Here is a 20,050-nt window from a genome sequence, read left to right on the forward strand (position 1 = left end):
CGTCCCGGAAGGCTTGGCTTGCATCGCTCCTTTCGACCGGATTTCACGCACCCAATTCAATTTTCCGGTCGAAATCTTTCACCCTCTGCTCGCCTCGTCCTCACACCCGCTCCCACATGACAGGTTCTTCAGGACCGACTATTTAGGGAAAGTCACGCAGGCTCGGCTTCGTTGCGCGTGATGATTTTGATCCGGGGCGGTCAAAGGAGGAGAGAATGAAAAAATCAACCAAAGTGCGCATTGCGATATGCTCTCTGACAGTCCTGGTTGCCGGGCTTGTCATGTATCCGTTTCTTCCGCACCTGCCATTGGACGATGCAACATTACGGAAGATGGTTGTTGGCAGCTGGGTTATTGACGTTCATCGCGCCGGAGGCATCTCTGTTACGGGCGAGTGCTCATTCCGTTCAGTTGGCACCTATTCTTCTCGCCAGAGAATTATTGGCACAGGCGAGCCACGAGAGCTGGCCATGGATGGAACGTGGAAAATCCAAGACGGAACGCTTTTCGAGACGGCGACCAACACGAGTGCTCCCACTTGGCGGCCGCTTGATTCAGAGGTTGGAAGTCGAGTCATTGACATTTCCCAAAGGGAGCTTGTCTTTGAAAGCTCGGGTGATGGCGCCCGCGTATCATTGCACAGGCTGGGAAGGTGATGCCAGCCAAGAGGGTTCATGACGTAACCGCGCGGCTGAGTTGATGGGTAGCAGGGCAACAGCCTCAATCTGCTCACTGCCGCTTCCGGTTCTCGGTTTCAGCTCATGCTTTTCCAGCAAAGCGGTCCTGGTTTTTGTTTCCGGGCGTCTCCATCCGCGTGTGTATTGGATTTGAGCTTTTCGAGGTCAGGCTTGGGGCGGGAAAACTTCAAGGGGGCGGCTTGTTTCAGTTCATCGTAAAGGGGGAGACCGACCGGGAGGGCATGAGCGGGGTTCAGCGGGCCAGTGCCGGAAGGGGCGGCGTCGCAAATGTTCATGGGGGTAACCAATTTTGGCGGGTGCATTTTGGCGGCGCCTGGGTCATCATCCGCCGACCCTGTTGCAATTGGACATTCAATTTATGCCCACCCGAACCAACCGCATTGAAGCCGCCTATCAACTTGCCCGCGAACGTTACGCCGCTCTGGGCGTCAACACGGAAACCGTCCTCAAGCAACTCGCCAAGGTCCCGGTCTCGCTGCACTGCTGGCAGGGCGACGACGTGGGCGGGTTTGAAAATTTCGGCGGGACGCTGGGCGGCGGGCTCGTGGCCACGGGCAATTATCCCGGCAAGGCCCGCACGCCCGACGAACTGCGGGCCGATGCGGAAAAGGCCCTCTCGCTGATTCCCGGCCGCCACCGCTTTAATTTGCACGCGTTTTACGGCGAGTTTGGCGGCAAGAAGGTGGACCGCAATGAAATTGAAGCGCGCCATTTCCGCAATTGGATTGCCTGGGCCAAATCCATTGGCATCGGGCTGGATTTCAATCCGACGTGCTTTTCACATCCGAAGGCGGCCAGCGGCTTCACGTTGTCAAATTCTGACAAGGGCATTCGTCGTTTCTGGATCGAGCATTGCCAGGCCAGCCGGAAGATCGGCGCGGTGATGGGCCGGGCGCTCGGCTCGCCGACGGTCACCAACGTCTGGATCCCCGACGGCATGAAGGACACGCCGGCGGACCGCCGCGGACCGCGCGAGCGTTTGCAGGAATCGCTGGACGAGGTCTTCAAACAGAAGCTCAACCCGAAGCACAATCTCGACGCCGTCGAAGGCAAGCTCTTCGGGATCGGCGCGGAGAGCTACACGGTCGGGATGCACGAATTTTATCTCGGTTACGCCGTGACGAACCAGAAACTGGTTTGTCTGGATGCCGGCCACTATCACCCGACGGAAAACATGGCGGACAAAATCTCCTCCGTGCTCTGCTTCCTGCCCGAAATCCTGCTGCACGTCAGCCGGGGCGTGCGGTGGGACAGCGACCATGTGGTGACGCTGACCGACGAGTTGCAGGCGATTGCGCAGGAACTGGTGCGTGGTGATTACCTGGGCCGCGTTCACATCGGCCTGGATTTCTTCGACGCCAGCATCAACCGCATCGCGGCGTGGACCATCGGCACGCGCAACATGATTCGCGCATTGTGCATTGCGCAGCTGGATCCGGTGGCGAAACTCAAGCAGCTTGAAAGGGCGGGGGATTACACCGCGCGGCTCGCGTTGATGGAGGAGGCCAAGACGCTGCCGTTCGGCGCGGTCTGGGATTATTACTGCCTGAAGCAGGGCGTGCCGGTCGGTGACGCCTGGCTCGCCGAAGTGAAGGCGTATGAGAAGGATGTCTTGTCGAAGCGAAACTAACTCCCCAGACTCGCGGGCGTTCCAAGCATTATGAATCCATTTCTCGGCGTATTCTTTCACTGGCTCGGCGGGCTGGCCTCCGGAAGTTTTTACGTGCCCTACAAGGGCGTGAAAAAGTGGTCGTGGGAAACCTACTGGCTCGTCGGCGGATTCTTCTCGTGGATCATCTGCCCGTGGTTTCTCGCTTCGTTGATGACAAACGACCTGACGGGCGTGCTGCGGCAACAATCCACCAGCACGCTGTGGTGGACCTACTTCTTCGGCGCGATGTGGGGGTTCGGCGGGCTGACATTTGGTTTGACGATGCGTTATTTGGGCATGTCGTTAGGTATGGGGGTGGCGTTGGGATATTGCGCGGCCTTCGGAACGCTGCTGCCGCCCATTTTCAAGCTGTTCATGCCAAGCATCCCGGTGGACGAGACCATTGCGCAAATCGCCGCCACAACGCCCGGAAAAATCACCCTGCTGGGCGTCTTTGTTTGTCTGGCCGGCATCGCGGTCGCCGCCTATGCCGGTTTGACCAAGGAACGGCAGATGCCCGAGGCGGAAAAAAAGAAGGCGATTGCGGAGTTCAACTTTCCCAAGGGTATTTTGGTTGCGACGTTTTCCGGCATCATGAGCGCGTGTTTCTCCTTTGCGCTCACCGCGGGCAAGCCGATTGGCGAAGCCTCCCTGGCGGCGCACACGCCGGAACTGTGGACGGGCCTGCCCAAGCTGTGCGTGGTGCTCGCGGGCGGCTTTACGACGAATTTCATCTGGTGCGTGATGTTGAACATCAAGAACCGCACCGGTTATCAATACCTCGCGGCGCACGTTCGCCCGGAACATGCCGGCCTGACGGCGGCGGGCGGCGAGCACAACGCGCCGGCGGCGCCGCGGACGGCCTCCGACTTGAAAGTGCCGATGCTGGGCAATTATTTCTTCTCCGCGCTGGCGGGCACGTGTTGGTATTTTCAGTTTTTTTTCTACACGATGGGTGAAACGCAGATGGGCAAATATGGCTTCGCGTCATGGACGCTGCACATGGCAAGCATCATCATCTTCAGCACGATGTGGGGCTGGATTTTCCACGAGTGGAAGGGCTCGAGCAAGAAGGCCCACAGCCTGATTGCGGGCGGCATTGCGATGCTGATTCTGTCCACCATCGTCATCGGCTACGGGACCTATCTGAAGGGATTGGCCGCCGCCGGGCATTGAGCCGGCGGAAAAACTGGCAGTTTGAGGCGGGCTCCCGGCGGCGGGAGCCCGTTTGATGTGGCAAACATCTGCTGCATTGCCCGCCGCGCCTGACCTTGATTACGATGCGTCGCGCATCGCCGACGCATGAAAGTCACCCTGTTCATACCCTGTTTCATCGACCAGTGCTTTCCCAACGTGGGCATCAGCGTGGTCAAGCTGCTCGAAAGGCTCGGGCACACCGTGGACTATCCCATGGAACAAACGTGCTGCGGGCAGCCGGCGTTCAACTCCGGGGCGTGGGATCAGGCACGGGCAACGGCGCGGCAGGCGCTCAAGGTGTTTCGCGCTGCGGACGTGGTGGTGACGCCCTCCGGCTCCTGCGGCGCGATGATGAAGGTGTTTTACCCGGACCTGTTCAAGGACACGCCGGAGCACAAGGAGGCCTGCGTGCTGGCCAACAAGACGTGGGAGTTCGCCTCGTTCCTCGTGAACAAACTGGGCGTGACCGACCTGGGGGCGCGGTTCGACGGAAAAGTAACCTTTCATGACGGCTGCCACGGCCTGCGCGAATTGCGCGTGCACCGCGAGCCGCGTGAGCTGCTCCGGCATGTGCGCGGGCTGGAACTCGTGGAGATGACGCCGAACGACACCTGCTGCGGCTTCGGTGGCACTTTTGCCGTGAAGTTTCCCATGATCTCAACGGCCATGGGCGAACAAAAGTGCACCGCCATCGGCGAAACCGGCGTGGACACGGTGGTGTCGCTCGATTCGAGCTGCCTCATGCACATTCAGGGCCTGTTTGACCGGCAGGGCAAAAAGCTGCGCAGCCTGCATCTGGCGGAAGTTCTCGCCAACGGCCTATGAACACGACCGCCAACGCGTTCAAACAGAGCGCCACGCAATACTGCCACGATCTCGATCACCGGCAGCGCATCCGCAAGGCGTTGACGGGCTATGAGGCGAAGCGCGACGAAAACAAGGGGCGCTTCCAGAGCTGGGAGGAGGCGCGGCAGGCGGCTGCGGAAATCAAATACGAAGTCATCAATCACCTCGACCAGTATCTGGAACAGTTCGTCAGCAACCTTGAGCAACGCGGCGTGAAGGTGCATTGGGCGGGCGACGCGCAGGAGGCACGCGAGCTCATCGTGCAGATTGCGCGCGAGCACAACGTCTGGCGCATCATCAAGTCGAAGAGCATGACCGCGGAGGAGATCCACCTCAACGAGGCGCTCGAAAAGAACGGCTTCAACGTGTTCGAGTCGGACCTCGGCGAGTTCATCGTCCAGTTGCGCCAGGAGCCGCCGTATCATCTGGTGTTTCCCTCGATGCACCTCACGCGGCACCAGATCAGCGAAACCTTCACGGAGAAGCTGGGCGCCGAACGCGTCACCGAACCGGAGGAACTGACGATGATTGCGCGCCGCATCATGCGGCAGAGATTTTGCCAGGCCGACATGGGCATCAGTGGCGTGAACTTTGGCGTGGCTGAGACGGGGATGATTTCCATCACGGAAAACGAGGGCAATGCGCGCCTCACCACGTCGCTGCCCCGGATTCATGTGGCGCTGATGGGCATCGAAAAAATGCTGCGCCGCATGGAGGATCTCGCGTTGTTCCTGCCGATGCTGGCCACCGCGGGGGCCGGACAGCCGTTGACCGGCTACAACACCCTGTATGGCGCGGCGAAACTGCCGGGTGAACCGGACGGACCGGAGCAGTTTCATCTGGTGCTGCTGGACAATGGCCGCACCGGCGTGCTGGCGGACGCCGAACAGCGCGATTCGCTGCACTGCATTCGCTGCGGCGCGTGCCTGAATGTCTGTCCGATTTTCCGCAACGTGGGCGGGCACAGCTATGGCACGGTTTACGGCGGCCCGATTGGTTCGGTCATCACGCCCAACCTGCGCGGCCTGCAGGATTGGAAGCATCTGTCGTTTGCCTCGTCGCTGTGCGGGGCATGCACGGCGGCGTGTCCGGTGAAGATCGATCTCGCGCACCATCTGCTGCAGAACCGGCGCAACGCGGTGCAGCAAAACCCCTCGTTCTTCGAGAACCTGCTCTGGAACGGGTTCTCCTTCGTAATGCAAAAGCCCGGACTGTATCGCACCAGCGCCAAACTGGCGGGCCTGTTCCAGCCGTTGCATGGACTGGTCAAGGGCTCGGCGCTTGATCCGGCGCGCGGCTGGACGCAAAGCCGCGAGACACCCAAAATTGCGAAACAAACGTTTACGGACTGGTGGAGGGCGAATCGCGCATGACCGCACGGGAAAAAATTCTGGGGCGCATCCGGGAAGCGTTGCGGGCAAAGGCGCCGGTGCCCGGCCACTCTGGCGAGGCGCATCCGCAGCCTGCGCAAACCAACGTCGAAGCCATCCGCCACTGGCTGCCGCCGGTGGGCGCGAGTTGGGAGGAGCAGTGCGATTTGTTTGCGCGCAATTCCGCGGGATTGAAGACGGAGTTCAAAGTGGTGCCCAACGCGGCCGCGGCCGGCGCCGAAATCAAGCGGCTGGCCGAAGCCGGGAAGTGGCGGCGCCTGGCGGCGCACCAATCACCGTTGCTGACGGAAGTGGTGGCCGCCGCGGGGCTCGCCACGCTCTGGACCGATCCGGGTTATGCGACGGCGGATTTGGAGGCGTGCGATGGCGGCGTCACCGCCTGTGAAGCGCTGGTCGCGCAGACCGGCAGCGTGCTGGTGACCAGTCGCAGTTCCGGGGGGCGGGCGTTGTCCGTGTTGCCGCCCCATCATGTGGTGCTGGCCACGCGCGAACAACTTGTGCCCGATCTGGCGGCCGCCTTTGAACTGCTCCGCGGGAAATATCACGGCAATTTTCCGAGCACGATTTCCTTCATCACCGGGCCGAGCCGCACGGGCGACATCGAGCGCATTCTCGTGCTCGGGGCTCACGGGCCGAAGCAGCTCACGGTGCTGCTGCTGGCGTAGGTTTCCGGTTTTGCCGCAGTCCGAGCGCAAGGCCCAACGCGATGGCCAGCCCGCCCCAGAGCTGGCCCCAGTGCGCGGATTCCCCCAGCAGCACGATGGCGATCAGGGTCCCTGCAAACGGCTGCACGAACACCGTCATGGCCACGACATTCACCGGGACCACGCGCAACGCCGCGAACCACACCGCGTAGCCGATGGCCGTGCACAAGATCGCCAGGTAGGCAATCTCCAGCCAAGCGTGGAGCGGCAACGTCCGCGCGGCGGCCAGCGTGGAAGGACCATCCCAGGCGAAATTAACAAGAGTTCCGCCGAGCAGTGCCAGCGTGGTGACTTTGAGGAACGCCGCCCGTTCGATGAGCGGCTTGCCCATCACCGAATAGGCCGCCTCGCAAAAAAAGGAACTGATGAAGAGCAGGTTGGCCCCCAAGCTGGCGAGGTGAAAATCCGGCCGCCAGATGTTCGAGAGCAGGATGGCGCCCAGCACGCCGAAGAAAAAACCGAACCACCGTCGCGCGGGGACGTGTTCGTGCAGGAACAGCGCGGCGCCCACCGTGGCGACCAGCGGTTCCAGCGCCACGAGGACTGACATGTCGCCCGCCTGGCCCGCCTGCGTGGCGACGACTTGCAATCGCGGTGCGCCCACAAACACGATCAGCCCCATGACCAATGTCTTCCACAGGTCGCGGCCGCGCGGCGCCGGTCCGCGCAGGAACGGCCAGCTGGCGAGCAGCAGGATCGCCGCGAGGCCGTAACGCAGCGTGACGAGCTGGCCGGGATTCAGCCAGTGTTTCAGATCCTTGAAGGCCGAATACGTTCCGCCCCAGAAGACGTTGAAGCCGATCAAGACCAGCAGATAGGTCGTGCGCATCGTGATGTTTTGCCGCTTATGCCGGCGTCTGCCCTTCGGGAAAATTCCTGGGTGGATGCTTGCGCCGGTGGCGTATGACAAGCAGGCGGGTGACGAGAAAGCTCAGAAGTGCGAGTGGCGTCGAAAATATGACCGAGCCTACGAGCCACGGCTTGCCAACCGAGAGGAACGTGGTCCAGCTGCGCCAGGCATGTCCGCCCAGATGTCCATGGCGGAAGGATTCCGGCCATTCGTGCGGCTGGCTCAACAGCCAGTAGCCGAGGTCGTATTCCCAGCGGTAGAGCACGGGCATGAACGGGATCGCGACGTCGTGCAACGTCACCGCGACCGCGGCGGCAATGAGATTGGACCGCGTCAGCCACGCGAAGAGCAGGGAGAGCAGGGTTTTCAAGCCGAACAGCGGCGTGAAGCTGAAAAAGATGCCGATCGCCACGCCGCCGGCAATGGCCTCCGGCGTGTCGCGAATCGCCAGCAGCCTCAGCGAGTGTTCCTTCAGCCAGTTCTGGAGCCGAGTGGTCATTGGACGTTGGCGCGGGCCGTGTGGTTGAAAGCCACGGCATCCGTGTAACGCACGCCTTGCCCGCCGAAAATGTCGAGCGCGGAACCGATCGTCAAATCCACGCGGCCCTGGCCAAGACGGGAGACGGTTTCCAGGTCGGCCAGCGAATTGGCGCCGCCCGCGTAGGTCATCGGGAGGGGCGTCCATTCACCGAGCTGCCGGACGAGTTCGCCATCGATGCCGCGGCACAGCCCCTCGACATCCACCGCGTGAACGAGAAATTCCGCACAGTGCCGGCCGAGCGTGGCCAGCGTTTCACCGTTCACCACCAGTTCGGTGAACTTCTGCCAGCGGTCGGTGACGACAAAATATTGACCGTCGCGCTGGCGGCAACTGAGATCGAGCACCAGCCGCTCGCGCCCGATGGACCGGACGAGGCTGGCGAGCCGGTCCCAATCGACGCGCCCCTCGCGGAAGACCCAGGACGTGACAATGACGTGGGAGGCGCCGGCGTCCAGCCAGCCGCGTGCGTTGTCGAGGTTCACTCCGCCGCCGAGCTGCAGGCCGCCCGGATACGCCGTCAGGGCGGACCGGGCCTCGGTCTCACAGCCCGGCCCAAGTTGGATGACGTGGCCGCCGGTCAGACCGTCACGGCGGTAAAGTTCCGCGAACCAGCGCGCCGGCCGGTCGGAAACAAAATTCGTGCGGAGCTGCCCGGGCGCGTCGCCGAGGCTGCCACCGACAATCTGTTTGACGCGACCCTCGTGCAGGTCAATGCAGGGACGAAACATGCCAAAAAGTAGGTTTGGCCGGCGGAACTTCCAATCGAAATTCGTCGTGGCTGCGTGAACATTGCCGCTTTCCTGTGCGTCGGTTGACCATTAGCGTGAGGCGTTTCCAATCAGGTTCATGGCCGGCTCGCACGTTGTCGTGGGAAAATTCATCAGCAAATTCACCGTCCTCCGCGGAGCCGCCCGCGAATTGTGGCTGACCTTCGCCATCAAACTGCTGGGCTTTGCGGCCTACACGGTCACCAACCTCACGCTCAAGCGGTGGCTGTCCACGGAGTTTGGCTACAGCGACCAGCAGGCGCTCGGGCTCGTCGCCGTCTGGTCCATCACGATGACCATTGTGACGCTGCTGGTTGGTGCGTTGACGGATGCCATCGGATTGCGGAAGACATTTTTTCTCGGTGTCTGGGTGTGCCTGCTTGGGCGGGCGATGATGGTTCTGGCGCCAACGCCGGGGCTGGCCATTGCCCTTGGCTTGTTTCCGCTCGCCGCGGGCGAGGCGCTCGGCACACCGGTGCTGGTCGCCGCGGTTCGTAAATATTCCACCACGCCGCAACGTTCCATCGCCTTTTCGGGCTCCTACATGATGATCAACATCGGCTCGCTCGTGGCGGCATTTCTCTTCGACGGCGTGCGGGAGCACTTCGGCGAATTGGGGCGCTGGCGACTGCCGGGTCTCGGGTTGGAACTGACGACCTATCGCACGTTGTTTCTCGTCAGCTTCGGCCTTGAACTGCTCATCTGGCCGCTCGTCTGGCTGATTCGTCCCAACGTGGACGTCACGGACGCGGGGCTGAAGTTCGTCCCGCCGGCGGACCGCCAGACCGGCGCGCCTCGGTGGGGAAAAGTCTCCGACGCGATCGCACACAGCTTGCGGGAAACGGTTCGCATCACGCGGGCGCTGTTCCGGCAGCCCGGCTTTTACCGGTTGCTGGTTTTTCTCCTGCTGATCGCGTTCCTCAAGCTCATTTTCATGCAGATGTATTACGTGTTTCCCGAGTTTGGCATTCGCGAGCTTGGGGATGGTGCGCCGGTGGGCAAGCTGTGGGCCATCAACGCCATGCTGATCATCGGCCTCGTGCCCATCGTCGGCGCGCTGACGCAGCGGTTTTCTGCCTATGCGATGGTGATGGTGGGCGGCGTTTTGTCGGCGGCTTCGGTCTTCATCATGGCTCTGCCGCCGGTGTGGTTTCAACCGCTGGCTGCGAGCGGGCCCGGGCAATGGCTGGGGCATTATTACCTTGGTCTCACGGGCGAGGTGCATCCGTATTACGTCATGATTGCGCTCTACGTCGTGGTGTTGTCATTCGGTGAAGCGTTCTATTCGCCGCGCGTTTATGAATACGCTTCAGCCATTGCGCCCGCGGGGCAGGAGGCGTCCTACGGCGCGCTGTCCTATGTGCCGTTCCTGCTGGCGAAACTGCTGATCGGAACCTTTTCGGGAACCCTGCTGGCGCGCTATTGTCCGGCCAATGGTGAACGCCACTCCGGGACCATGTGGCTGTTCGTCGCGTTGACGGCTTCGATTGCGCCGGCGGGCCTGATTCTCTTCCGCAAACTGATCCGCGTCCCCGAGGCGGGCCGGGAAAACTAGGCGGGTGTCGCGCGGGCTAGGCCTGGTAATTCAACCACGGACCCAGCCACCGCTCCATTTCGGCCACCGGTTTGCCCTTGCGTCGGGCCAGGTCCTCGACCTGGTCTTTGCCAAGCTTGCCGACCGCAAAGTATTTGGCCTCCGGATGCGCGAAGTAGAGGCCGCTCACGCTGCTGCCCGGCCACATGGCGAAGCTTTCCGTGAGTTTGATGCCCGTGCGCTGCTCGACGTCCAACAGCTTCCAGAGCGTTGCCTTTTCCGTGTGATCCGGGCAGGCGGGATAGCCGGCGGCGGGTCGAATGCCACGATATTTTTCGTCAATCAGATCCGTGTTCGTCAGGTTCTCCTGACGGCCAAAGCCCCATTCGGTGCGGACCTGTTTGTGCAGGTATTCGGCAAAGGCCTCCGCCAGCCGGTCGGCCAGCGCCTCCGCCATGATTGCGTTGTAATCGTCGTGCTCCGCCTTGAAGCGCTTGACGATGGCCTCCAGGCCTATTCCGGACGTAACCGCGAACCCGCCGAGATGGTCGGCCTGCGGTTTAGGCGCGACAAAATCCGCCAGACTCCAGTTCGGTGAGGCGTTCTCTTTTTCCATTTGCTGCCGGAGAAAATGCAGCGTCGTCTGCACCTGCGTGCGGGAGGCGTCGGTGTAAAGTTCCACGTCGTCGCCAACGCGATTGGCGGGGAAGAAGCCATACACGCCGCGCGCCGAGAGCCATTTTTTGGCGATGATCTTTTCAAGCAGTTGCTGCGCCTCCGCAAACAGCTTGCGTGCCTGCTCGCCGTGTTGTTCGTGCTGAAGAATCTTCGGGTAAACGCCGCGCAGCTCCCAGGTGTGAAAAAAGGGCGACCAGTCAATGAAGGGCACCAGGTCGGCCAGCGCGACGTCCACGGTTTTGACGCCCAGGAACGCCGGCTGCGGCAAATCGTCGTGCGTCAGTTTGGGCGCGTTGGCCCGGGCCGTTTCGAGGGAAAGCAGTTTGACCTGCTGGCTGCCGTGCCGGGCGCGCAATTTCTCGTATTCTTCCGCCAACTGTTTGACGAAGGCATCGCGCCCTTCCGCGCTCAATAAATTGCTCGTCACGGGCACGGCGCGGCTGGCGTCGAGCACGTGAACGACCGGCTGGCGGTAATGCGGCGCGAGTTTCACGGCCGTGTGCGCCTTGCTGGTGGTCGCGCCGCCGATGAGCAACGGCAGATGGCAGCCGGTGCGTTCCATTTCTTTCGCGACGTGCGCCATTTCGTCGAGCGACGGCGTGATCAATCCGCTCAGGCCGATGATGTCGGCGTTTTCTTTCTTGGCGGTTTCCAGAATTTTTTCGCACGGCACCATCACGCCGAGATCAATGACCTCGTAGTTGTTGCAGGCAAGCACGACCCCGACGATGTTTTTGCCGATGTCATGCACGTCGCCTTTGACGGTGGCGAGCACGACTTTGCCCTGGGCCTTCACGGCTTCGCCGCGCGCCGCCATCTCGGCTTTTTCCGCCTCCATGAACGGCGTGAGATACGCGACGGATTTTTTCATCACGCGCGCCGACTTCACGACCTGCGGCAAAAACATTTTGCCCGCGCCGAACAAATCACCGACGACGCCCATGCCGGCCATCAACGGTCCTTCGATGACCGCGAGGGGCTTGCCGTATTTGGCGCGTGCTTCTTCGGTGTCGGTTTCGACGTAAGTGTCAATGCCTTTGACCAACGCGTGCGCCAGGCGTTCCTCGACGGTGCCTTTGCGCCATTCTTCTTCGGCCTTTTTGTCGCTGGCTTCGGTGCCGGCGCTGGCGGCTTTCAATTTTTCGCCGAACGTCACGAGCCGTTCCGTCGCGTCGGGCCGGCGATTCAGCAAAACGTCTTCGACCAGTTCCTTCAGCTCCGGCTTGATTTCCTCGTAAACTTCCAGCATGCCGGCGTTCACGATGGCCATGTCCATGCCGGCGCGAATCGCGTGAAACAGAAACGCGCTGTGCATCGCTTCGCGCACGGGATTGTTGCCCCGGAAACTGAACGACACGTTCGACAAACCGCCGCTGACTTTCGCGTGCGGCAGGTTTTGCTTGATCCAGCGCGTGGCTTCGATGAAGTCCACGGCGTAATTGTTGTGCTCCTCGATGCCGGTGCCAACGGTGAGAATGTTCGGATCGAAAATGATGTCTTCCGGCGGGAAGCCGACTTCGTCCACGATAATGCGATAGGCGCGTTCGCAGATGCGAATTTTGTCGGCCAGCGTCGCCGCCTGGCCTTTTTCGTCAAACGCCATCACCACGACCGCCGCGCCGTATTGCAACACTTTCGCGGCTTGTTCCCGGAATTTTGCCTCGCCCTCCTTGAGCGAAATGGAATTCACAATGCCTTTACCTTGCAGGCATTTTAAACCGGCTTCGATGACTTCCCATTTGGAGGAATCCACCATAAACGGCACTTTGGCGACTTCCGGTTCGCTGGTGAGCAGCAGCAAAAACTTCGTCATCGCGGCGACACCGTCAATCATTCCTTCGTCCATGCAGATGTCGATGATGTTCGCGCCGTTCTCGACCTGCTGCCGCGCGATGGCCACGGCTTCCTCGTATTTATTTTCCTTGATGAGCTTGGCGAATTTCGGCGAGCCGGCGACGTTCGTGCGTTCGCCGATCATGATGAACTGGCCGATTTGTTGCGTGAACGGCTGCGAACCGGACAGGCGCAAGGGCAGGGGGGGGATTGGTGTGTTGGATGATTGAACGTTTCCTTTCCCCTCACCCTGACCCTCTCCCTCGGGGAGCGGGGACAGCCGTTGGTCGCTCTGGCTTGAACGTGAAGTGGTCGAGCTGAATCCGGCGGTGTTTTCGTCCGCAAGCGGGGAACGTTTCTCCCTTTCCCCCGGGGAGAGGGCTGGGGTGAGGGGAAACAGTGTGCGATTGGTCTTTGATTCGACAAATTCGCGCGGATGCTTTCCCGCGAGCGCCTGGGCAATCGCCGCGATGTGTTCCGGCGTGTTGCCGCAACAACCGCCGGCGATGTTCAGCAAACCGCTCCCGGCAAATTCACCGAGAAAACGTCCCATGTCTGCCGGCTGCAAATCAAAGCCGGTTGGCGACAGCGGATTCGGCAAGCCGGCGTTCGGATAACACGAAATCGCGGTGCTGGATTTTTCCGCCAGTTCCGCGAGGAACGGCCGCATCAAATCCGGCCCGAGCGAGCAGTTCAGCCCGATGGAAATGGGTTTTACATGTTTTACCGCGTTCCAGAAGGCCTCGACGGTTTGCGCGGAAATCATCGTTTCGCCTCCGCGCCCGACGGCGGCGGAAATCATGATCGGCAGGATTTTTTTCTCCTGCGCAAACACTTCCTGAATCGCCACCAGCGCCGCCTTGGCGTTGAGCGAATCGAAAATCGTTTCCACCAGCAGCACGTCCGAGCCGCCGGCGATGAGTGCGCGGACTTGGTAGACGTAAGCCGCTTTGACTTGATCGAAGGTGCAGACGCGAAAGCCCGCGTCATCCGCGTCGGGCGAATTGGAGAGGGAAACTGTCAGCGGTCCGATCGCGCCGGCGACAAAGCGCGGACGGCCGGTTTGATTGGCGATGCGATCCGCCCATGCGCGGCATTGCTTGGCGGATTGCTCATTGATTTCCCAGGCGAGCTCGTTGAGAAATTTGTTTTCGATGATGCCCTGATAAAACTCGGGATTCTTGCGGCCGCCGTGTTCGCGCGGGTCGTCCACGAAAAACTCGCTCTGGCCGATGCTCGTGGCGGAAAAGGTGTTCGTCTCGATGATGTCCGCGCCGGCTTCGAGAAAGCGGCGATGGATGTCGCAGATCACGTCCGGCTGCGTCAGCGAATATAAATCGCCGTTGTTCTTCAAATCCTTCTTCGCGTCCTGGAAGCGTTCGCCGCGAATGTCCTTTTCGTCCAAACCATACGTGCGGATGGTCGTGCCCATCGCGCCGTCAATGATGACGATGCGTTCGCGGAGCAGGGTGGCGAGGTCGGAACCGGAGGATTTGGCGTGATTTGACATGCTGACGTTCAAGTTATTGAGACTGCCGGAGACAAGGAAGCGGAAGGGGGCAGCTTTGTCAAATCAACAAATCCGGATATGGAGATATGAATCGGCCGCATGAACCTCGGTTCATGCAGGGGATTGATTCGTCTGTTAAATGCGCGGCGTGGCAGGTGTCCGATTGACTCTCCGCGCTTCATTGTTAGCCTTGCGGCTCACAATTTGCCGGGAGGTCCGGCTCCGAGTGCAGTAACAAACCAAATCGAACTATGGCAAAGACTCCGAAATACGTTTACACGTGGGGCAACAAGAAGGCCGACGGCGACGGTTCCATGAAGCCGCTCCTCGGCGGCAAGGGCGCCAATCTCGCCGAAATGACCCGCATCGGCCTGCCCGTGCCTCCGGGCTTCACGATCACCACCGAGGTTTGCACCTACTACTACGCCCACAAGAAGACGTATCCGAAGGAGCTTCAGAAGCAGATGGAGGCCGGCATCGCGAACATGGAAAAAATCATGGGCACGAAGTTCGGCGCCACCACCGGCATGCCGCTGCTCGTTGCCGTCCGCTCCGGCGCGCGCGACTCGATGCCCGGCATGATGGACACGATTTTGAACCTCGGCTTGAACGACCAGACCGTGCTCGCGTTGGAAAAGGCCACCGGCAATCCGCGTTTCGCATGGGACTGCTACCGCCGCTTCATTCAGATGTATGGCGACGTGGTGCTCGGCGTGCAAAAACGTCCGGACGAGGACCATGAACCCTTTGAAACTGTCATTCACGGCTTCAAGCACGAAAAGTATCACGCCGACATCGAAGACTCGAAACTCACCGCTGAAGATCAGGCCGAACTCGTCAGGCGGTTCAAGGCGCTCGTCAAGGAACGCACCGGCCACGCATTCCCGAACAGCCCGTGGGACCAGCTTCGCGGCGCCGCCGGGGCCGTGTTCGGTTCGTGGATGAATGACCGCGCGATCGTCTATCGCCGCAAATACAACATCCCGACCGAATGGGGAACCGCCGTCAACGTCCAGGCGATGGTGTTCGGCAACACGGGCGACAATTCCGGCTCCGGCGTGGCGTTCACCCGCAACCCGGCGAACGGCAAAAATGAATTCTACGGTGAATTCCTCATCAACGCCCAGGGCGAAGACGTCGTCGCCGGCGTGCGCACGCCCGAACCCGTGGCGCTGCTCAAGAATCATCTGCCCGGCGCGTATAGCGAGTTGCTCAAGGTCCGCGCGATTCTGGAAAAGCACTTCAAGGACGTGCAGGACATCGAATTCACGATTCAGGACGGCAAGCTGTTCATGCTCCAGACGCGCAACGGCAAGCGCACCGCCATGGCCGCGCTGAAGTTTTCGATGGACATGGTCAAGGAAAAGCTCATCGACTGGGAGACCGCGATCCTGCGCAACCCGGCGGACCAGCTCGACCAGTTGCTCGCCCCCGTGTTTGACGCGGTCGACCTCAAGCAGGCCAAGGCTGTGGCCACCGGTCTGCCGGCTGGTCCTGGCGCCGCTTCCGGCAAGCTCTACCTCAACGCCGATCGCGCGGCGGCGGCCGCCGAGAAGGGCGAACAGGTGCTGCTCGTCCGTAATGAAACCTCGCCGGAAGACTTGCGCGGCATGATTGCCGCCGAAGGCATCCTCACGGCGAAGGGCGGCGTCAGCTCGCACGCGGCGCTGGTGGCCCGTCAAATGGGCAAGGTGTGCGTCTGCGGGGCCAGCGCTCTGGAAATCGACTACGCGGCCAAGACCGTGAAAGCCTCGGGTCAGACCTTCAAGGAAGGCGACTTCCTTTCCATCGACGGCACGACCGGCACCGTTTACGGCGGCGAGATCAAGACGGCGCCGTCCGAAATCATCACGGGGCTCCTGCACGACGACAAGGCCGCGCAGGCGACCGAGAAGTTCAAGAGCTTCCAGACGCTCATGAAATGGTGCGCGAAGGTTTCGCGCCTCCAGGTCCGCACCAACGCGGACACGCCGGAGCAGACCGCGAACGCCATCGCCTTCGGCGCCACCGGCATCGGCCTCACGCGCACGGAACACATGTTCTTTGAAGGCAACCGCATTGACGCGATGCGCGAGATGATTCTTGCCGAGAATGTCGCCGACCGGAAGAAGGCCCTCGCGAAGCTGCTGCCCTATCAGCGCGACGACTTCACGGGCATCTTCAAAGCATTGAAGGGCCATCCGGCCACGATCCGTTTCCTCGACCCACCGCTGCACGAGTTCGTCCCGCACGAGCCCAAGGCGCAGGCGGATCTCGCCGCGAAACTCGGCGTGCCGGCTGAGAAGATCGCCAAGCGCGTGAATGCGTTGCACGAGTTCAACCCGATGCTCGGTCATCGCGGTTGCCGCCTCGGCATCGCGTATCCGGAAATCACCGAGATGCAGGCCCGCGCCGTGTTTGAAGCGGCGGCGGACGTCATCAAGCAGAAGATCAAGGTGAAGCCCGAAATCATGATTCCGCTTGTCGGCTTCAAGAAGGAACTCGATCTGCAGGTTGAGATCGTCCACCGCGTTGCGAAGGAAGTCATGGCCGAAAAGAAGGTGAAGTTTGCCTACATGGTCGGCACGATGATCGAAGTGCCGCGCGGCGCACTTACGGCCGACGAGATCGCGCAAACGGCCGAGTTCTTCAGCTTCGGCACGAATGACCTGACCCAGACCGCGCTCGGCATCAGCCGCGACGACATGGGCTCGTTCCTCATGCCGTATGTGGAAAACGAAATCTTCAAGAAGAACCCGTTTGCCACGCTCGATCAGACCGGCGTCGGCCAGCTCATCAAGATTGCGATCGAGAAGGGCAACGCCTCACGGCCGGGCATCAAGCTCGGCATCTGCGGCGAACACGGCGGCGATCCCGACTCCGTGAAGTTCTGCCATCGCGTCGGCCTGACCTACGTGAGCTGCTCGCCGTATCGCGTGCCCGTTGCTCGTCTGGCTGCCGCCCAGGCCGCCATTGAAGAGAAGCGCGCCAAGGCGAAGGCCGGCAAGAAGAAGTAAGCCGTTTCGGAAGATTCACCAAGCCGCTCCAGGCAGCTGGAGCGGCTTTTTTGCTGCCGGAGAGGCAGCCCTTGCGCGCCGGCCGTTTTGCCCCACGTTGCGGCATGAATGTGACGTTGTTGAATCACGCCGGGCGCGGCGCGGTCCCGGCGGAACGCTGGACGGCTGCGAATGATGCGGAATTGCTGGACGCGTATTCCGGCGCGGTGGTGCAGGCCGTGGAACGCGCCGGGCCGGCGGTGGTGCATGTCCGCGCCCGGGCCGGAAACCGTGGGGGCAGCGGTTCGGGATTTCTCATTTCACCGGACGGCTTCGTCATGACCAACAGTCACGTGGTGCATGGCGCCAGCCGGCTTTCCGTGCAGACCAGCGATGGCCGCGAGACGCGCGCCGAGCTGGTGGGCAATGATCCGGACACGGACCTCGCTGTGTTGCGCATTCATTTGCCGGAGCTGCCGCACCTAGCCTTTGCGGAATCCGGGCGGGTGCGCGTGGGCCAGATCGCCATCGCCATCGGCAATCCGCTGGGCTACGACCATTCCGTCACGGCGGGCATCGTCAGCGCGTTGGGACGCACGTTTCCCGCACGCACGGGCCGGCTGATTGACAACGTGATCCAGACCGACGCGCCGCTGAATCCGGGCAACTCCGGCGGGCCGCTCGTCAATACCCGCGGCGAAGTCATCGGCGTGAACACGGCGATGATTCCGACCGCGCAGGGCATCTGCTTCGCCATTGGCAGCAAGACGGCGGAGTTCGTGGCGAGCTGGCTCATCAGGGACGGTCGCATCCGGCGTGGGCATCTGGGGCTGGCGGTCCAGGAGGTCAGCATTCACCCGCGGGTGGTGCGGTTCCACAAACTGCGCCAGAACACCGGGGCGCTCGTGCTCGACGTGCAGGCCGGTTCGGCAGCCGCCGAGGCTGGCGTGCAGTCCTACGACGTCATCGTGTGGTTCAACCACGAAGAGGTCCGCTCGGCGCATGATTTGCACCGGTTGCTGGTGGGCGGAGAGCCGGAACAGCGCGCCAGATTGACCGTGCTGCGTCAAAACGAACTGCTGCATCTCTGGATCACACCGCGCGAGCGGGCGGCGGATCAGTGATGTTGGGCCGCGGCGAACAGGAAAAACAGGATGGCCGCCAGCACCAGACCGCCCAGCACGGCGAAGAAAATCTTCCAGAAACTCTTGGGATACTGCCCGGCGATGGCGCCGGTGTAGCCGTTGATGACGACCTGGAAATTGCGCGCGCCGTAGTGATAGTTCAGCAGCCAGATGGGCACGAGGATGTGCTTGAACGTCTGGCCCGCGTAATCGCAATCCACGTTCAGGTTGCGGTAGGTGTCGCCCGGAACTTCGCTGGCACAGCGGCGTTCCATGTCGGATTCCATCTGTGCGCGCGACTGCTGCGCGGCGGCGAGCAGGTCAATCTGGTAGCGCTCCACCACCCAGCCCGAGAGAAAGCCGGGGTTGTAAGGCGTGAGTTCCTTCGTTGGAAACGGTTCGACGCGCCGGAGCAAATCCATTTGCACGCCACGCGAGGCGGGCACGAGTTCATCGTCGAAGAAATGATTCACGGAACCGGCACTCGGCACCCAGCGGGTGTGCTGCACCTGCCGGGTCTGTGTTTTGCCCTGCGCGTCCGTGTAGGTTTCCGTGGTGTAGTAATGATAGCCGGATTCCGCCGTCCAGTCGGCGTGGACCTGCGCGTCAAACGTCCAGTAGGGGATGTAAATGCCCTTTACGGTGTCGGTCAGCGCGGCGTTCTTGAGCTTGTTCGGCGCGAACCAGCGGTTGCCATACCAGCGGTGGATGGCGTCGCGCACCTGCGCCTCGCTCAGCTTCATGGCCAGCAGGCTCTCGGGGCGGATGGATTCCTTGATTTCCTCGTAAGGCACCAGCGCGGAGGAGCCGCAGAAGTCGCAGCGCTGTCCGACGCGTGAGGGATCGAACACCGAGATGGCCTGGCAGCTCTGGCACTTGACGGTCACCTTCTGCGCCTGCCAGCCGCGGGCGGCGTCTGGAAGGTTGCGCAACGCCGCCACGAGATCATGTTCGCGGATGACGGCGTCGCCACCGGGCGTTTGCTCCAGCTTGCCGGGCGCGGTGGTGCCGCAGAACGGGCAAACCAGCGCCTGTTTGTCGGGATTCCACTGCGCTTCGCCGCCGCACGCGGGACAGGAGAACTTTTTCCGGGCCGTGGCTTCGTTCAGGATGGGCGGTTGATCTGGCATCCTAAGTAGTCGGGACTTCCGAGGCATCGAGTCCAGAATCTGACAACTGAGCTTGCTTATTCGCCTGTGAATCCATTCGAAATGCGATGATGTTTAGAACCGTGCCGAAGACGAACAGAGAACAGCTAAAAATGAAAATATTGCTGCTCTTCAGACTTTCCACCTCATCTTTGATCGCTTCAAAACTCCAGTTATCTGTTCCTCCATCACCAAGCCTTCCTTGGAACAGCAGTGGCTTACATGTGAAATGCCAATTAATTGAAGTCGAAAGCTTGCCATCTACAAAACCAGACCCAAGGACGTTAATTTCGGAAATGGACGTGACGCACGAATTTGTAGGCAGCTTCTTTTCCGTGAATCTTTTTAGAATTCGTGAGATTTGAGTAAAGCCTTCATCGGTGTCCGCCGAGAGCCTTACAGATGAATTTGAAGCCAAATGTTCGATTCCCCTTGATGCGTGATAGTAGTCAGGCGCCAAGAGCTGGGCCTCACCCGGTTTGATGGACACCTTGGAGGGGCGGTGCGCATAGGTGTTTTAGTTTAGTTGCAGTTCAAAGTCCACCGGGCTCTGGTAACCGAGGGCGCTGTGGCGCCGTTCCCGGTTGTAATACCGTTCCGCGA

At 61.2% G+C, this 20,050-nt stretch carries 14 protein-coding genes; 8 read left to right on the plus strand and 6 right to left on the minus strand.

Translation table 11 applies throughout. The features are described from left to right. The first annotated feature begins 1,056 nt into the window (after positions 1 to 1,056). The 5 genes from VFV96_15065 (at position 1,057) to VFV96_15085 (ending at position 6,448) form a co-directional block, all read left to right on the plus strand. Entirely contained in the window at positions 1,057 to 2,328 is a 1,272-nt protein-coding gene (locus tag VFV96_15065; GenBank protein HEU5071724.1) for an L-rhamnose isomerase, read from the plus strand. Between the two features lie 30 nt (positions 2,329 to 2,358). Beyond that, positions 2,359 to 3,525, plus strand: a complete 1,167-nt coding sequence (rhaT, locus tag VFV96_15070) for an L-rhamnose/proton symporter RhaT (protein ID HEU5071725.1) — start codon at positions 2,359 to 2,361, stop codon at positions 3,523 to 3,525. 126 nt (positions 3,526 to 3,651) lie between these two features. After that, positions 3,652 to 4,371: a (Fe-S)-binding protein gene (locus tag VFV96_15075; GenBank protein ID HEU5071726.1), complete on the plus strand. Its 720-nt coding sequence runs from the start codon at positions 3,652 to 3,654 to the stop codon at positions 4,369 to 4,371. Continuing rightward, complete coding sequence (locus VFV96_15080) at positions 4,368 to 5,765, plus strand: LutB/LldF family L-lactate oxidation iron-sulfur protein (protein HEU5071727.1); 1,398 nt, start codon at positions 4,368 to 4,370, stop codon at positions 5,763 to 5,765. The genes VFV96_15075 and VFV96_15080 overlap by 4 nt, the downstream gene beginning before the upstream one ends. Then, positions 5,762 to 6,448: an LUD domain-containing protein gene (locus VFV96_15085; GenBank protein ID HEU5071728.1), complete on the plus strand. Its 687-nt coding sequence runs from the start codon at positions 5,762 to 5,764 to the stop codon at positions 6,446 to 6,448. The genes VFV96_15080 and VFV96_15085 overlap by 4 nt, the downstream gene beginning before the upstream one ends. Here VFV96_15085 and VFV96_15090 read toward each other — a convergent pair. From VFV96_15090 to hisA, 3 genes are read right to left on the minus strand one after another with little or no spacing between them, the layout of a single operon-like run. Beyond that, positions 6,426 to 7,316 (minus strand): DMT family transporter, encoded by an 891-nt coding sequence (locus VFV96_15090; GenBank protein ID HEU5071729.1) that lies wholly within the window; start codon positions 7,314 to 7,316, stop codon positions 6,426 to 6,428. The two genes, VFV96_15085 and VFV96_15090, sit on opposite strands and share 23 nt — an antisense overlap. Positions 7,317 to 7,332: 16 nt before the next feature. After that, on the minus strand, positions 7,333 to 7,836 hold the full coding sequence (locus VFV96_15095) for a DUF2062 domain-containing protein (protein ID HEU5071730.1): 504 nt from the start codon (positions 7,834 to 7,836) through the stop codon (positions 7,333 to 7,335). Beyond that, a complete protein-coding gene (hisA, locus tag VFV96_15100; protein HEU5071731.1) occupies positions 7,833 to 8,606 on the minus strand; it encodes a phosphoribosylformimino-5-aminoimidazole carboxamide ribotide isomerase in 774 nt (257 codons plus the stop codon). Before hisA ends, VFV96_15095 begins: the two co-directional genes overlap by 4 nt. 118 nt (positions 8,607 to 8,724) lie before the next feature. Here hisA and VFV96_15105 point away from each other — a divergent pair, with 118 nt between their 5' ends. Then, positions 8,725 to 10,200 carry an MFS transporter gene (locus VFV96_15105; protein ID HEU5071732.1) on the plus strand — a complete coding sequence of 492 codons (1,476 nt, stop codon included), beginning with the start codon at positions 8,725 to 8,727 and terminating at the stop codon, positions 10,198 to 10,200. A gap of 16 nt (positions 10,201 to 10,216) precedes the next feature. On the opposite strand, the gene metH is transcribed toward VFV96_15105, so the two are convergent. After that, the gene (metH, locus tag VFV96_15110; GenBank protein HEU5071733.1) at positions 10,217 to 14,200 is read right to left on the minus strand and encodes a methionine synthase; all 3,984 of its coding nucleotides are present in this window, start codon (positions 14,198 to 14,200) and stop codon (positions 10,217 to 10,219) included. 251 nt (positions 14,201 to 14,451) lie between these two features. Here metH and ppdK point away from each other — a divergent pair, with 251 nt between their 5' ends. Together ppdK and VFV96_15120 are read left to right on the plus strand one after the other, a co-directional pair. After that, positions 14,452 to 17,196, plus strand: a complete 2,745-nt coding sequence (gene ppdK, locus VFV96_15115) for a pyruvate, phosphate dikinase (GenBank protein ID HEU5071734.1) — start codon at positions 14,452 to 14,454, stop codon at positions 17,194 to 17,196. A gap of 104 nt (positions 17,197 to 17,300) precedes the next feature. Next, positions 17,301 to 18,299: a trypsin-like peptidase domain-containing protein gene (locus VFV96_15120; protein ID HEU5071735.1), complete on the plus strand. Its 999-nt coding sequence runs from the start codon at positions 17,301 to 17,303 to the stop codon at positions 18,297 to 18,299. On the opposite strand, the gene VFV96_15125 is transcribed toward VFV96_15120, so the two are convergent. Both VFV96_15125 and VFV96_15130 read right to left on the minus strand, forming a co-directional pair. Beyond that, entirely contained in the window at positions 18,293 to 19,429 is a 1,137-nt protein-coding gene (locus VFV96_15125; protein ID HEU5071736.1) for a zinc ribbon domain-containing protein, read from the minus strand. The two genes, VFV96_15120 and VFV96_15125, sit on opposite strands and share 7 nt — an antisense overlap. A gap of 1 nt (position 19,430) precedes the next feature. Then, positions 19,431 to 19,937 carry a hypothetical protein gene (locus VFV96_15130; protein ID HEU5071737.1) on the minus strand — a complete coding sequence of 169 codons (507 nt, stop codon included), beginning with the start codon at positions 19,935 to 19,937 and terminating at the stop codon, positions 19,431 to 19,433. Positions 19,938 to 20,050 lie beyond the last annotated feature (113 nt).

Source organism: Verrucomicrobiia bacterium (assembly GCA_035765895.1).
Taxonomy (GTDB): domain Bacteria; phylum Verrucomicrobiota; class Verrucomicrobiia; order Limisphaerales; family DSYF01; genus DSYF01.